Source organism: Enterobacter quasiroggenkampii (genome assembly GCF_043972695.1).
Classification (GTDB): domain Bacteria; phylum Pseudomonadota; class Gammaproteobacteria; order Enterobacterales; family Enterobacteriaceae; genus Enterobacter; species Enterobacter quasiroggenkampii.
Genome location: NZ_CP143745.1, coordinates 724,766 through 739,119, shown reverse-complemented (window position 1 = coordinate 739,119; position 14,354 = coordinate 724,766). Strand labels below are relative to the sequence as shown.

The following is a 14,354-nucleotide window of genomic DNA, read 5'->3' as shown; positions in this document are numbered from 1 at the left end:
GTACAACAAGGGTAGTTCCGGCTGGCGATTTTCTCGCCAGCCGGTAACGGTGTTTACGACGGAGGTCACGGAGTTTCAGGAAATAATAACGAATCGCGTAACAGATGATCGTTACCGCGACGGCGGGTAAAGCCGATGCGGTTGAAGTATTCCAGGATCTGGATCGCCAGCTTGCGCCCCACGTTCAGCCGATCGCGGAAATCCGCTGCGCAGGTCGAGCCGCGCGCCTGATCCAGCTCGCGGATCAGGTTGGCAAACGCAACAATGCGATCGTTACGGTAGTAACGATCTTTAACGATCGCGACGATGAGCCCCTGCTGCGCCGCATGGCGCAATACCTGGCGCATCACCTGCTCGTCGGTGTTGGTTTCGCGAGCCAGATCGCGAACCCACCACGGCTCATCGCCAAACAGCGGGGCCGCTTTTTGCCATATGGCCTCTTGCTCGACGGTGAACCCAGCCTTGTGATCCGGCAGGTGCAACCAGCCGTGGTGGCTTTTAATCACTCCGCTTTCACGCATGTTTTCGATCAGCAGCAGCACCAGCGCATCGTCTTCCATCGGCAGCGCCATGCGTCGCAGACGCTCGCGCCCCGGGCCAGGCTCGTCCTGATGCTGTTCATGGTAAGTCGCAAGCGTGTTCAGTATCTTACGCTGCCATTGCGCAGCAACCGGGGCATTGAGCAGGCTGTTGCCGGCCTGAATAAAGCCCGGCTCCTGGGTCAGCTGCCGTAAGCCTTCCCCGCTCAGCTGGCGTGCCCATGCAAAATCACGCAGACTCACCGCCCCGCGATCGAGGTGCACCCGCAGCGCGGCGTTATCATCGCTGGCCTCTGCCAGCGCGGCCAGCCACTGCAGATATTCCGGCTTACGCTTGCCGCGTCGGGGTGGGTTAAGCGCCACCACGCGCGCGCCCGCCAGCGTTTCCCTTGCAGAAATGTCACGCAGTACCAGACGATCGTTATCTGCCAGCCAGAGCGGCGAATCGAATACCAGCTCGGCAAGGTCGTTTTCCAGCAGCGACACGCGCCCGGTGATATGGCTGGCCGCGTGGTGAATATGCAGCGGCTGCCATTGGGTCAACGGCATGTGTGTCTGCAGGGAGACAATCACCCGTTCAGACGGTTCCGGCGGGGCATCGGCCAGCAGCCAGTCTCCGCGATTAAGCTGCTCTTTTTCCGCATCCCCGGCAATGTTCAGCGCGATACGCTGCCCGGCGTGGGCACGGTCAGCGGGCTGGTTTTGTGCATGCAGCCCGCGCACGCGCATCGGTTTATTCACGCCCGTCAGCCAGAGCGTATCTCCCACGCTGACTTCACCACTCAGCGCGGTGCCGGTCACGACCAGCCCCGCACCTTTTACGGTAAACGCCCGGTCGATCGCCAGACGGAAACGATGATGGCTGGCGTGGTCGCGTGTTGAAAGGTTCTGCAAATGGTGGCGAAGTTCGTCGATACCACGCCCTTCTGTCGCCACGGTGACAAAAAGCGATGCGTCGGCAAAACCATACTCCCGCAGAGTCGCCTGGACCGTTTCGCGCACCTCGCTGATGCGCGCATCATCCACGCGATCGGCTTTGGTCAGCGCCACGGTCAGCTGCGGGTTGCCGGTTAGCTGCAGGATCGCCAGGTGCTCGCGGGTTTGCGCCATCACGCCGTCATCGCAGGCCACCACCAGCAGGGCATGATCGATGCCGCCCACGCCCGCCAGCATGTTGGACAGAAACTTTTCATGCCCCGGCACATCAATAAAGCCCAGCACGCGACCATCAGGCTGGGGCCAGTAGGCATAGCCCAGATCGATGGTCATGCCGCGCTTTTTCTCTTCCGGCAGGCGATCGGCGTTTACGCCGGTAATGGCCTGCAGTAACGTGGTTTTTCCGTGGTCGACATGACCGGCGGTGGCAATAATCATTTCAACAACATCTCCAGAAATCGCTCTTCATCTTCAAGGCAGCGCAGATCCAGCCACATTCGGCCGTCGTAAATCCGCCCGATAACCGGCGTCGAGAGACCGCGCCAGCGCGACGACAGCGCCTCAAGCTGGCTGCCGCGCCCGTCACGCGGTGTGAACGTCAGCGCCTCACTCGGCAGCCTGTCCACCGGCAGCGACCCGCTGCCAATCTGCGACTGGCAGGGCTCAATGCGAACGTCAAAATCGGGGTAGTGCGCGGCGACGCGCGGCAGCAGCAGTTCGGCCTGGGCGCGAATCGAGGCGGCATCGCGGCTTAACAGACGCAGCGTGGGCAGACGGTCAGCCAGTTTTTCCGGGTGGAGATAGAGCCGCAGCGTCGCCTCCAGCGCGGCAAGCGTCATTTTATCGGCGCGCAGGGCGCGCTTGAGCGGGTGCTGCTGCAGCTGCGCAATCAGCTCGCGCTTGCCGACGATAATCCCGGCCTGCGGCCCGCCCAACAGTTTGTCGCCGGAAAAACTGACCAGGCTAACGCCCGCCGCAATCATCTCCTGCGGCATCGGCTCTTTTGGCAGCCCGTACAGGCTCAGATCCACCAGCGAGCCGCTGCCGAGATCGGCAATCACCGGTATATTCAGTTCGCGCCCAATCGCCGCCAGCTCCGCCTCGTCAACCGTTTTGGTGAAGCCTTCAATATGGTAATTGCTGGTGTGGACCTTCATCAGCAGGGCGGTATTTTCATTCACCGCCGCGCGATAATCTTTCGCATGGGTACGGTTTGTCGTGCCCACTTCATGCAACGTGCAGCCTGCCTGGCGCATCACGTCCGGAATACGAAACGCCCCGCCAATCTCCACCAGCTCGCCGCGGGACACCACCACCTCTTTGCCGCTGGCGGTGGCCGCCAGCATCAGCAACACCGCGGCGGCGTTGTTATTCACAATGCAGGCATCTTCCGCGCCGGTCAGCTGGCACAGCAGCTCCGCCAGCGCGCGGTCGCGGTGCCCGCGTCCGGCGCCGTCCAGATCGTACTCCAGCGTCACGGGCGTTCGCATGGCCTGCACAACCGCGGCAACGGCCTCTTCCGCCTGCTGCGCGCGCCCCAGGTTGGTATGCAGCACGGTACCCGACAGGTTTATCACCGGGCGTAACGCGCTTTGCGCCTTCTCATCCAGCCGCTGTTCAACTTCCTGCTCCCACGCGCTACACCAGTCGGGCAAGGCGTTTTCTGCCTGAATCGCGCAGCGGGCTTCGTCCTGAAGCAGGCGTAACATTTCCACCGTCGCGGTATGGCCGAAACGCTCAACAACAGCATGAATGCGGGGTTCGCGAAGAAGACGGTCGGTAGCGGGGATCTGGCTGTACAGCGAATGATGAGTAGTCATGAAAGCGCCTGGCGAGTAAATATCTTCCCCCCTCCCGACGGGAGAGGGAGTTAACATGTGAGGGGATTGTACCGCCTCCGACGGCGAAGTGTTATAACCCGCGTCAAGCCTTTGGCGGTTCGGTACGGGCAAAGCTCTCGCGGCTAAACAGCGTGTCTGCAAGCTTCACCAGCAGCGGACGGTCGACGCACCAGCCCGGGGAGACGCGGCGGAAGTTGAGATAACCAATCGCGCAGGCGATGGCGATGGTCCCCAGGTTCAGGCTGTCGGTGTCGATCTTACCCTCCCGGATTAGCTGTTCGCATCTGTCCAGGCTGCGGCTGATTTTTTCTCGCTGGCGTAACAGTTCCGTTTCCGACTGCTGGGCGGCGGGCCTTGCCTGTTCCCGTACGGAGGTTAACGCCGCATCCATAATGCCATCGGCCAGGGCTTCAACCTGCTTCACCGCCAGCGCCGCTTTTGGGTCTGCTGGCAGCATTGCCGGGGCAACGCCCAGCAGCTCGATATACTCCGCAATAATCGGGGAATCAAACCAGTATTCGCCCTCGTCCGTGACCAGCGCCGGGACTTTCCCCAGCGGGTTGTACTGCGCGACGCCGTTTTCCGCGTTGTAGGGCTGTTCATTCACGAATTCAAATTCAATCCCCTTCTCCAGCAGGAGAATCGAGATTTTTCGCACGAAGGGACTGGTATAGCTGCCGATGAGTTTCATTGCCTGATCCTTGATGCCGGAAAAAAGTCAGTATGGATCAAGCGATGAAAAAAGGGCAGGTCTGCATGTCGCATTCCTGCCCTGGAAGGATTAGTGATCGAGGTAGAGGTAGTGCATCCAGCTGGTCATACGCAGCAGTACTTTACGCATAACCGAGACGTGGGCGAAGTGGTCCGAATAGACCGCCACCTGGGCATAGATACCGTCCGGCAGGGCATCGACTTCGGCGTTGGGTTCCAGCTCAATAAGTGCCTGAACGCCGTCCGTTCCCGGCACCACCGTCAGCGACTGCAGCGCGCCCTGCGCCTGATAGGTTCCCCCCGGCACCACCGGCAGAATACTGGTGAGCTTCCCGGAGAAGACCTGGCCCGGCAGCGCGTTAAACACCACTTCCGCTTCATCGCCCGGCTTCAGACGCAGCAGCGAGTTCTGACGGAACTGGGCCACAATCTGACGCTTCTGTTCAGGAATGAAGACCATTACCGGACGCAAAGGCAGCGCGGCGGCATAGGTTCCCGGACGAATCAGTACCTGAGTGATATAACCATTGCTCGGCGCACGCACCACGGTCTGGTCCAGGTTATATTTGGCTTCGGCAAGCTGGGCACGTAACGACGCAATCTGCGACTGTTCACCGTTCACCATGCTGTCTAACTGGCTTTGGATCTGCACCTGTTCAGCCACGGAGCCTTTCACCAGCGCATCCTGTGCCAGATAGTTCTGACGCGCGTTGTCGATATCGCTTTCAGAGAACGGATTCACCTTCGCCTGGCTGCCTTTCAGGTAGCGCTGATAATCTTTATAGAGGCGATCGCGTTCAGCGGAGACGCGTGTGGTATTGGCAACGGCTTCCGCCAGCTGCGCTTTCAGATTATCGATATTGTGCGTCGCGGTCACCAGGTCAGCCTGAAGTCTGTCGACGCGCGCCTGATAGCGGCCTGGATCCAGTTTAAATAACACTTCGCCTTTTTTAATTAGCTGGTTATTTTTATCGGTCACTTCGCTGACCACACCGGTCACCTGCGGCGTGATTGGAATAGAAATAACCGCTTTTTGCGCCGTAAAGGTATACGGGTGGTTATAGTTCATTAACAGAATAAGTCCGGCAACAATAAATACGCCGCCTAATGTTGCGGTGGCAAGCGTCCACTGGTTGACCGGAATTCGGAATATTTTAAAGATGGCCCAGGCAAATGCCACGTAGGTCAAAATAATCAACAGATCCATGATTAGCGCTCCAGCGTGTTCTTATCAGCAGCAGGCTTTACCGCGGCCAGCTTTTGTTCGAGTTCCGCCACGCGTTTGGCGAGCGCATCCATGCCCGGGACCTCATCAGGCTTTGTGATGTGGTTTTGCATGCCCCAGCCGCGATCTTCGCGGTACAGCGTGGCCCAAATCCACAGGAATGGCCAGATGGCATGGAGCGTAAACAGGCTAATCCAGCCAGCTGTATGAATGGCATCGGCATGCGGATGGTTACGCTTTTTGGCCATATTATAAGGAATATCATGGATGGCGATGATTCCGTAAAAGAGAACCAGAAATACAAAGATCAATACGCCCAGCGCAAAATAGTTGAGAAACATATTCTCCTCACTTAAACAACGTCAACTCATTAAATTAATAAAACGGTACGCAACCTAATTAATTTTTTATAAACACGGGGTTGTGCTTACTATTTCCGAGCCGGGGAGTATCGGTTTTTATAATATCTCCATGCAAGTTTATAAGCGTGTCAAAATATATCCTGAATAATAATAGGCTTAACCTTACAATATGAGCGTAATCCACCTTTTAACTTTTCGCCATACCACACATCAAAAGTGGGTTTTTAGCTTATCGTGTCGTGCAATCTCATCCTGGCGCTGAATCGCGAAGCAGAGTTTGCCGCCGATCACAGCCGGAGAAATCTGCATAAAAATATTTTGTGAAATCAGTCACAATCCAGAAACAAACCCACCAGAACAAAACGTGACAACAATCACATAAAAAGGTGGATTTTGCTTTTTTTGTCGCCATTGTATTTTTTTTGCCCGCAAATTTTGTGATTGAGATCACTCCATTGATATCCCTACCCCCTGACTTTACGTGACACGCATCACACAATTTTTCCCTGTCTGGACAGTTGAACGATTCAGTGCCAGATTTCACAGCATCAGAACAGGGTCCGGCTACCTCTGCCGCCTCATTAACAATAAACCTCGGGCCGCAAGCCTAAGCGTAAACAGAAGAAGGGGTGTTTTATGTCATCCGATTTCAAGATCAAAGTTCAAAGCTTTGGTCGTTTCCTCAGCAACATGGTGATGCCAAATATCGGCGCGTTTATCGCGTGGGGTATCATCACCGCATTGTTCATTCCGACAGGGTGGTTGCCTAACGAAACGCTGGCGAAACTTGTTGGCCCAATGATTACCTATCTCCTGCCGCTGCTCATCGGTTTCACCGGGGGTCGTCTGGTGGGCGGTGACCGTGGTGGCGTCGTGGGTGCTATCACAACCATGGGTGTTATCGTCGGTGCAGATATGCCGATGTTCCTCGGTGCGATGATTGCCGGTCCTCTGGGCGGCTGGGCGATTAAGAAATTCGACGTCTGGGTTGATGGTAAGATCAAATCCGGCTTCGAAATGCTGGTGAACAACTTCTCTGCGGGCATCATCGGGATGATCCTCGCCATTCTGGCGTTCCTCGGCATTGGCCCTGCGGTTGAAGTGCTGTCCAAAATTCTGGCGGCAGGCGTTAACTTCATGGTGGCGCACGAGATGCTGCCGCTGGCGTCTATCTTCGTTGAACCGGCGAAAATCCTGTTCCTTAACAACGCCATCAACCACGGCATCTTCTCGCCGCTGGGTATCCAGCAGTCTCACGATCTCGGCAAGTCTATCTTCTTCCTGATTGAAGCCAACCCGGGTCCAGGTATGGGCGTTCTGCTGGCGTACATCTTCTTTGGCCGTGGCAGCGCTAAACAGTCTGCTGGCGGCGCGGCGATCATCCACTTCCTGGGCGGTATCCACGAAATTTACTTCCCTTACGTGCTGATGAACCCACGTCTGATCCTAGCCGTTATCCTCGGCGGTATGACCGGTGTGTTCACCCTGAGCGTGCTGGGCGGCGGTCTGGTTTCTCCGGCCTCTCCGGGTTCTATCCTGGCGGTACTGGCGATGACGCCAAAAGGCGCTTACTTCGCGAACCTCGCGGCTATCTTTGCGGCAATGGCCGTCTCCTTCGTGGTCTCTTCTATCCTGCTGAAAACCAGCAAAGTGAAAGAAGATGATGACATCGAAGCCGCAACCCGTCGTATGCACGACATGAAAGCCGAATCCAAAGGCGCGACGCCACTGGCAGCAGGTGATGTCTCTAACGACCTGAGCCACGTGCGTAAAATCATCGTTGCCTGCGACGCCGGTATGGGGTCCAGCGCAATGGGTGCAGGCGTGCTGCGTAAGAAAGTGCAGGATGCGGGCCTGACCAACATCTCCGTGACCAACAGCGCCATTAACAGCCTGCCGCCGGATGTTGACCTGGTTATCACGCACCGCGATCTGACCGAACGCGCCATGCGTCAGGTACCACAGGCACAGCATATTTCGCTGACCAACTTCCTCGACAGCGGCCTGTACACCAGCCTGACCGAACGTCTGGTTGCCGCGCAGCGTCACGAAGACAACGAAGTGAAAGTGCGCTCCAGCCTGCAGGACAGCTTTGACGAGAGCAACGCCCACCTGTTTAAGCTGGGTGCGGAAAACATCTTCCTCGGCCGTACCGCGGCCACCAAAGAAGAAGCAATTCGCTTTGCCGGTGAGCAGCTGGTGAAAGGCGGCTACGTTCAGCCTGAATATGTCGACGCGATGCTGGAACGCGAAAAACTGACCCCGACCTATCTGGGCGAATCCATCGCGGTGCCGCACGGTACGGTTGAAGCGAAAGATCGCGTCCTGAAAACCGGCGTCGTATTCTGTCAGTACCCGCAGGGCGTGCGCTTCGGTGAAGAAGAAGACGACATCGCCCGTCTGGTGATTGGTATCGCTGCTCGCAACAACGAGCACATTCAGGTGATTACCAGCCTGACCAACGCGCTGGATGATGAAACGGTTATTGAGCGTCTGGCCAACACCACCAGCGTTGAAGAAGTTCTGGCTCTGCTTAACAAATAACGGTACTCCTCCCTCTCCCCCCGGGGAGAGGGCTAGGGTGAGGGGAAAACGTTCCTCACCCCAGCCCTCTCGGGTAAAAACATTGATGAAGGTTAACACTATGAAAGCATTACATTTTGGCGCAGGTAATATCGGTCGTGGTTTTATCGGTAAACTGCTGGCAGACGCGGGCATTACCCTGACATTCGCCGATGTGAATCAGGTTGTCCTGGATGCCCTGAATGCCCGTCATAGCTATCAGGTCCATGTGGTCGGTGAAAACGAGCAGGTTGAGACAGTATCTGGCGTCAACGCGGTCAGCAGTATCGGCGACGACGTTATTGACCTTATCGCCAGCGTCGATCTGGTTACCACCGCCGTGGGTCCGGTTGTGCTTGAGCGCATCGCCCCTGCGGTCGCGAAAGGCCTCGCAAAACGTAAAGCGCAGGGTATCGATACCCCGATGAACATCATCGCCTGTGAAAACATGGTGCGCGGCACCACGCAGCTGAAAGGCCACGTGCTCAACGCTGTGGCAGACGAAGACAAAGCCTGGGTTGAAGCGCACGTGGGTTTTGTGGATTCCGCCGTGGATCGCATCGTTCCGCCTTCCGAATCCGCGACCAACGATCCGCTGGAAGTGACCGTAGAAACCTTCAGCGAGTGGATCGTCGATAAAACCCAGTTTAAAGGCGCGCTGCCGACCATTCCGGGAATGGAATTAACCGATAACCTGATGGCATTTGTCGAACGCAAACTCTTCACGCTGAACACCGGGCATGCTATAACCGCGTACCTCGGAAAATTGGCCGGTCATCAGACCATTCGTGACGCGATCCTCGATGAGAAGATCCGCGCAGTGGTAAAAGGGGCAATGGAAGAGAGCGGCGCGGTGCTGATTAAACGCTACGGTTTCGATGCGGATAAACATGCAGCATACATCCAGAAAATCCTCGGTCGCTTTGAAAACCCGTATCTGAAAGATGACGTTGAGCGCGTGGGCCGCCAGCCGCTGCGTAAGCTGAGCGCGGGCGACCGCCTGATTAAGCCGCTGCTGGGCACGCTGGAATACGGCCTGCCGCATGCCAATCTGGTGAAAGGGATTGCCGCCGCAATGCACTACCGCAGCGAGCAGGACCCGCAGGCGCAGGAACTGGCTCAGCTGATTGATACCCAGGGCGCGCAGGCTGCGCTGGCGCAGATTTCCGGTCTGGACGCCAACAGCGACGTGGTTGTGGAGGCGGTTAACGCATACAACGCAACCAAATGATGCAGAATGCGGCGCAGGTTAGCCTGCGCCCGGATAACAGATTGTCAGATATGCAGGCAATAATGGAACAAACCCAGGCCTTTGAAAATCGTGTGCTTGAGCGTCTGAATGCTGGCAAAACCGTACGAAGTTTCCTGATTGCCGCCGTCGAGCTGTTAACCGAGGCGGTGAATATCCTGGTGCTTCAGGTGTTTCGCAAAGACGACTACGCGGTAAAATATGCTGTAGAACCGTTACTGGACGGAGACGGACCGCTGGGCGATTTATCCGTGCGTCTGAAGCTGATTTATGGTCTTGGCGTGCTGAACCGACAAGAGTATGAAGATGCGGAGCTGCTAATGGCGCTGCGCGAAGAACTCAATCATGACGGTAATGAATACACCTTTACCGACGATGAAATCCTGGGGCCGTTCGGCGAGCTGCACTGCGTCACCGCGCTTCCTCCGGCACCGCAGTTTGATAACAGCGACCCTGAGCTCTACGCGATGCAAAAGCTGCGTTATCAACAGGTTGTCCGTTCCACGATGGTTCTCTCCCTGACTGAGCTGATTTCCCGAATCAGCTTAAAAAAAGCGTTTCAGAAGTAAGCCTGCTCACATTGGTGTATCCTTCCCTGTAAATTCCCCGTTTTCAGAGTTATTTGTCATGAAAGAAGTCGAAAAGAACGAAATTAAACGCCTGAGCGACCGCCTGGATCTCATCCGCCACCAGATGGCGGGCCTGTCACTGGTCGAGTCCGCCGAGAAGTATGCCGAGCTTGAAAAAGAGACCGCGAAGCTGGAAGCAGAGATCGAGCGCCTGCGCGAAGTCAAAGGCCAGAAGCTGAGCAAAGAAGCGCAGAAGCTGATGAACATGCCGCACCGTCGTGCGATCACCAAAAAAGAGCAGGCCGACATGGGCAAGCTGAAGAAAAGTGTCCGTGGTCTGGTGGTGGTTCACCCGATGACCGAGCTTGGCCGCGAAATGGGCCTGAAAGAGATGACGGGGTTTTGTAAGACGGCGTTCTGATTTCATGCCGGGTGGCGCTACGCTTACCCGGCCTACTCTTTTCCCCTTCGTGTGAATTGGTCCAACCAATAGCGCAACCAATCCTTCCCCGGTTCACAATTCTATTATTTCCGCTCACAAAACCATTGCTAGCTCATAACATCTGGTTAACCATTCATTGTCATTAACCCTACAACACAACATTGGCAGGACCACTTTTACACAGACTGTGACGCAGAGATGAGCGGAGACTCACCCGCAGCGCAGGCTGTCTGGTCCCCAGGAGACCTGCATGAGCCTCTGGCAACAAAACTACGACCCGGCCGGCAATATCTGGCTGTCGAGCCTGATCGCATCGCTTCCGATCCTGTTCTTCTTCTTTGCGCTGATTAAGCTCAAACTGAAGGGCTACCTTGCCGCGACGTACACCGTCGCCATCGCCCTGCTGGTGGCGCTGTTCTTCTACAAAATGCCGGTCGATCGCGCGCTGGCCTCCGTCGTCTACGGTTTCTTCTACGGCCTGTGGCCGATTGCGTGGATCATCATCGCGGCGGTCTTTGTCTATAAAATCTCGGTGAAAACCGGGCAGTTCGACATTATCCGCTCGTCGATTCTCTCCATTACGCCGGACCAGCGCCTGCAGATGCTGATTGTCGGCTTCTCCTTTGGGGCGTTTCTGGAAGGCGCGGCAGGCTTTGGCGCACCGGTGGCGATCACCGCCGCGCTGCTGGTGGGCCTGGGCTTTAACCCGCTGTATGCCGCAGGCCTGTGCCTGATTGTGAACACCGCACCGGTGGCGTTTGGTGCGATGGGTATTCCGATTCTGGTTGCGGGCCAGGTGACCGGCCTGGACAGCTTTGAGATTGGCCAGATGGTGGGTCGCCAGCTGCCGTTCCTGACCATTATCGTCCTCTTCTGGATCATGGCGATTATGGACGGCTGGCGCGGCGTGAAGGAGACCTGGCCTGCGGTGATGGTGGCGGGCGGTTCGTTCGCGATTGCCCAGTACCTCAGCTCGAACTTCCTTGGCCCGGAACTGCCGGACATCATCTCTTCGCTGGTTTCCCTGGTCTGCCTGACGCTGTTCCTGAAACGCTGGCAGCCGGTCCGTATTTTCCGCTTCGCCGACATGGGCGCCTCGCAGGTCGATCAAACCCTGGCCCGCACCGGTTACACCGCAGGACAGGTGATTCGCGCCTGGTCGCCGTTCCTGTTCCTGACCGCCACGGTTACGCTGTGGAGCATCCCGCCGTTTAAAGCCCTGTTCGCCCCGGGCGGCGCGCTGTACGACATGGTGATTAACGTTTCGGTGCCGTTCCTCGACAAGATGGTCGCCCGTATGCCGCCGGTGGTGCACGCCGCCACGCCGTATGCCGCAGTCTATAAATTCGACTGGTTCTCCGCCACCGGGACCGCCATCCTGTTTGCCGCTATTCTTTCCGTGGTGTGGCTGCGCATGAAGCCTGCGGCTGCGGTGCAGACCTTTGCGGCGACCGTTAAAGAGCTGATGCTGCCGATCTACTCCATCGGCATGGTGCTGGCGTTCGCGTTTATCTCGAACTACTCCGGCTTGTCATCGACGCTGGCACTGGCGCTGGCGCATACCAGCCACGCCTTCACCTTCTTCTCGCCGTTCCTCGGCTGGCTGGGGGTGTTCCTGACCGGTTCCGATACCTCGTCTAACGCCCTGTTTGCCGCGCTGCAGGCCACGGCGGCCCAGCAGATTGGCGTGTCGGATGTTCTGCTGGTGGCCGCAAATACCACCGGCGGCGTGACCGGGAAAATGATCTCCCCACAATCCATCGCCATTGCCTGTGCGGCGGTGGGACTGGTCGGTAAAGAGTCGGATCTGTTCCGCTTTACCGTGAAACACAGCCTGATATTCACCTGCATGGTCGGGGTGATCACCACCCTGCAGGCCTATGTCTTAACCTGGATGATCCCATGATAGTGATGCCCAGACGCCTGTCCGACGAGATTGCCTCTCGCGTGCGGGCGCTGATTGAAGAACAACAGCTGGAAGCGGGCATGAAGTTGCCCGCCGAACGCCAGCTCGCCGCCCAGCTTGGCGTGTCGCGCAACTCACTGCGCGAGGCGCTGGCGACGCTGGTCAGCGAAGGGGTGCTGGTAAGCCGTCGCGGCGGCGGCACCTTTGTACGCTGGCAGCATGACGACTGGTCCGAGCAAAACATCGTTCAGCCGCTGAAAACGCTGATGGAGAACGACCCGGACTACAGCTTCGACATCCTTGAAGCGCGTCACGCCATCGAAACCAGTACCGCCTGGCACGCGGCCATGCGGGCAACCGACGCCGATAAAGAGAAACTCATCGCCTGCTTTGAGGCCACGCAAAGCAGCGACCCGGACATCGCCTCCCAGGCGGACGTACGTTTTCACCTGGCGATTGCCGAGGCGTCGCACAACGTCGTGCTGCTCCAGACCATGCGCGGGTTCTTCGACCTGCTGCAATCCTCCGTGAAGCAGAGCCGCCAGCGCATGTATCTGGTTCCGCCGGTGTTTGCCCAGCTGACCGAACAACACGAGGCGGTGCTCAACGCCATTCTGGCCGGTGATGCCGAAGCCGCGCGGAAAGCGATGATGGCGCATCTCGGTTTCGTGCATACCACCATCAAACGATTCGATGAAGACCAGGCCCGACAGGCGCGTATTACCCGTCTGCCTGGCGACAGTGATATTTCCAGGGAGAACAAAGCATGATTATTTCAGCAGCCAGTGACTATCGCGCCGCAGCGCAGCGCATTTTGCCCCCGTTCCTGTTCCACTATATCGACGGCGGAGCGTATGCCGAATACACCCTGCGCCGCAACGTGGAAGATCTGTCGGAGGTGGCTCTGCGCCAGCGCGTGCTGAAGAATATGTCTGACCTGAGCCTTGAGACAAAACTGTTTAACGAAACGCTTTCCATGCCAGTCGCGCTCGCACCTGTCGGTTTATGCGGCATGTACGCCCGTCGCGGTGAAGTGCAGGCCGCCGCCGCCGCAGATGCTAAAGGCATTCCGTTTACCCTTTCCACCGTTTCCGTCTGCCCGATTGAGGAGGTTGCCCCAACCATCAAGCGGCCAATGTGGTTCCAGCTGTACGTCCTGCGCGATCGCGGCTTTATGCGTAACGCGCTGGAGCGCGCCAAAGCGGCGGGCTGCTCCACGCTGGTCTTTACCGTTGATATGCCGACCCCCGGCGCGCGCTACCGCGATGCGCACTCCGGCATGAGCGGCCCAAATGCGGCGCTCCGCCGCTACTGGCAGGCGGTAACGCATCCACAGTGGGCGTGGGACGTTGGCCTGAACGGTCGTCCACACGATCTGGGGAATATCTCGGCGTATCTGGGTAAACCCACCGGGCTGGAGGATTACATCGGCTGGCTGGCGAATAACTTCGATCCGTCCATCTCCTGGAAAGACCTGGAGTGGATCCGCGAATTCTGGGATGGCCCGATGGTGATCAAAGGGATCCTCGACCCGGAAGATGCCCGTGATGCGGTCCGCTTTGGCGCAGACGGGATTGTGGTCTCTAACCACGGCGGACGCCAGCTCGACGGGGTGCTCTCCTCCGCCCGCGCCCTGCCGGCCATTGCCGATGCGGTGAAAGGCGATATCGCCATCCTGGCCGACAGCGGGATCCGCAACGGGCTGGACGTGGTGCGCATGATTGCGCTGGGTGCCGACAGCGTGCTGCTGGGACGTGCGTATCTGTATGCTCTGGCGACGGCCGGTCAGGCAGGCGTGGCGAATCTGCTTAACCTGATCGAAAAAGAGATGAAGGTGGCGATGACGCTGACCGGTGCGAAAACCATTAGCGAAATCAGTAAGGATTCCCTGGTGCAGGAGTTGAGCAAATTACCGGCCGCGCTGGCTCCGCTTGCTCAGGGAAATGCGGCCTGAATCCCCCCTCGTTAACACCTCTTTCTCACGCGTCCGATCTCCCCCTCGGGCGCTTTTT

At 57.6% G+C, this 14,354-nt stretch carries 12 protein-coding genes; 7 read left to right on the top strand and 5 right to left on the bottom strand.

The window, feature by feature from the left end; translation table 11 throughout:
* Positions 1-65: 65 nt before the first annotated feature.
* From selB to V1572_RS03535, 5 genes are all read right to left on the bottom strand, one after another.
* Positions 66-1,913 carry a selenocysteine-specific translation elongation factor gene (selB, locus tag V1572_RS03555; RefSeq protein WP_395299702.1) on the bottom strand — a complete coding sequence of 616 codons (1,848 nt, stop codon included), beginning with the start codon at positions 1,911-1,913 and terminating at the stop codon, positions 66-68.
* Positions 1,910-3,295 (bottom strand): L-seryl-tRNA(Sec) selenium transferase, encoded by a 1,386-nt coding sequence (gene selA / locus V1572_RS03550; RefSeq protein WP_063622814.1) that lies wholly within the window; start codon positions 3,293-3,295, stop codon positions 1,910-1,912. Before selA ends, selB begins: the two co-directional genes overlap by 4 nt.
* A gap of 103 nt (positions 3,296-3,398) precedes the next feature.
* Positions 3,399-4,007 (bottom strand): glutathione S-transferase, encoded by a 609-nt coding sequence (locus tag V1572_RS03545; protein ID WP_045907894.1) that lies wholly within the window; start codon positions 4,005-4,007, stop codon positions 3,399-3,401.
* Positions 4,008-4,097: 90 nt separating this feature from the next.
* Positions 4,098-5,234, bottom strand: a complete 1,137-nt coding sequence (locus V1572_RS03540; RefSeq protein WP_025758413.1) for an HlyD family secretion protein — start codon at positions 5,232-5,234, stop codon at positions 4,098-4,100.
* Positions 5,235-5,236: 2 nt separating this feature from the next.
* Positions 5,237-5,593 carry a DUF3302 domain-containing protein gene (locus tag V1572_RS03535; protein ID WP_024906600.1) on the bottom strand — a complete coding sequence of 119 codons (357 nt, stop codon included), beginning with the start codon at positions 5,591-5,593 and terminating at the stop codon, positions 5,237-5,239.
* A gap of 657 nt (positions 5,594-6,250) precedes the next feature.
* Between V1572_RS03535 and V1572_RS03530 the strand changes: the two genes are divergently transcribed.
* From V1572_RS03530 to lldD, 7 genes are all read left to right on the top strand, one after another.
* On the top strand, positions 6,251-8,158 hold the full coding sequence (locus V1572_RS03530) for a PTS mannitol transporter subunit IICBA (RefSeq protein ID WP_063622813.1): 1,908 nt from the start codon (positions 6,251-6,253) through the stop codon (positions 8,156-8,158).
* Between the two features lie 100 nt (positions 8,159-8,258).
* Complete coding sequence (gene mtlD / locus V1572_RS03525; protein WP_395299701.1) at positions 8,259-9,407, top strand: mannitol-1-phosphate 5-dehydrogenase; 1,149 nt, start codon at positions 8,259-8,261, stop codon at positions 9,405-9,407.
* Positions 9,404-9,994: a mannitol operon repressor MtlR gene (gene mtlR, locus V1572_RS03520; RefSeq protein WP_047071159.1), complete on the top strand. Its 591-nt coding sequence runs from the start codon at positions 9,404-9,406 to the stop codon at positions 9,992-9,994. Before mtlD ends, mtlR begins: the two co-directional genes overlap by 4 nt.
* Positions 9,995-10,052: 58 nt before the next feature.
* Positions 10,053-10,415: a YibL family ribosome-associated protein gene (locus V1572_RS03515; RefSeq protein WP_021242435.1), complete on the top strand. Its 363-nt coding sequence runs from the start codon at positions 10,053-10,055 to the stop codon at positions 10,413-10,415.
* 271 nt (positions 10,416-10,686) lie between these two features.
* Entirely contained in the window at positions 10,687-12,342 is a 1,656-nt protein-coding gene (lldP, locus tag V1572_RS03510) for an L-lactate permease (RefSeq protein ID WP_039267048.1), read from the top strand.
* Positions 12,339-13,112, top strand: a complete 774-nt coding sequence (gene lldR / locus V1572_RS03505) for a transcriptional regulator LldR (protein WP_023294814.1) — start codon at positions 12,339-12,341, stop codon at positions 13,110-13,112. The genes lldP and lldR overlap by 4 nt, the downstream gene beginning before the upstream one ends.
* Complete coding sequence (lldD, locus tag V1572_RS03500; protein WP_023334042.1) at positions 13,109-14,296, top strand: quinone-dependent L-lactate dehydrogenase; 1,188 nt, start codon at positions 13,109-13,111, stop codon at positions 14,294-14,296. Before lldR ends, lldD begins: the two co-directional genes overlap by 4 nt.
* The last annotated feature ends 58 nt before the right edge of the window (positions 14,297-14,354 follow it).

Coding starts and splice junctions, on each gene's coding strand:
- V1572_RS03545 (WP_045907894.1), bottom strand. CDS start 4,007: ATGAAACTCATCGGCAGCTATACCAGTCCCTTCGTGCGAAAAATCTCG.
- mtlR (WP_047071159.1), top strand. CDS start 9,404: ATGATGCAGAATGCGGCGCAGGTTAGCCTGCGCCCGGATAACAGATTG.
- lldR (WP_023294814.1), top strand. CDS start 12,339: ATGATAGTGATGCCCAGACGCCTGTCCGACGAGATTGCCTCTCGCGTG.
- lldD (WP_023334042.1), top strand. CDS start 13,109: ATGATTATTTCAGCAGCCAGTGACTATCGCGCCGCAGCGCAGCGCATT.
- V1572_RS03530 (WP_063622813.1), top strand. CDS start 6,251: ATGTCATCCGATTTCAAGATCAAAGTTCAAAGCTTTGGTCGTTTCCTC.
- lldP (WP_039267048.1), top strand. CDS start 10,687: ATGAGCCTCTGGCAACAAAACTACGACCCGGCCGGCAATATCTGGCTG.
- V1572_RS03540 (WP_025758413.1), bottom strand. CDS start 5,234: ATGGATCTGTTGATTATTTTGACCTACGTGGCATTTGCCTGGGCCATC.
- V1572_RS03515 (WP_021242435.1), top strand. CDS start 10,053: ATGAAAGAAGTCGAAAAGAACGAAATTAAACGCCTGAGCGACCGCCTG.
- selA (WP_063622814.1), bottom strand. CDS start 3,295: ATGACTACTCATCATTCGCTGTACAGCCAGATCCCCGCTACCGACCGT.
- V1572_RS03535 (WP_024906600.1), bottom strand. CDS start 5,593: ATGTTTCTCAACTATTTTGCGCTGGGCGTATTGATCTTTGTATTTCTG.
- selB (WP_395299702.1), bottom strand. CDS start 1,913: ATGATTATTGCCACCGCCGGTCATGTCGACCACGGAAAAACCACGTTA.
- mtlD (WP_395299701.1), top strand. CDS start 8,259: ATGAAAGCATTACATTTTGGCGCAGGTAATATCGGTCGTGGTTTTATC.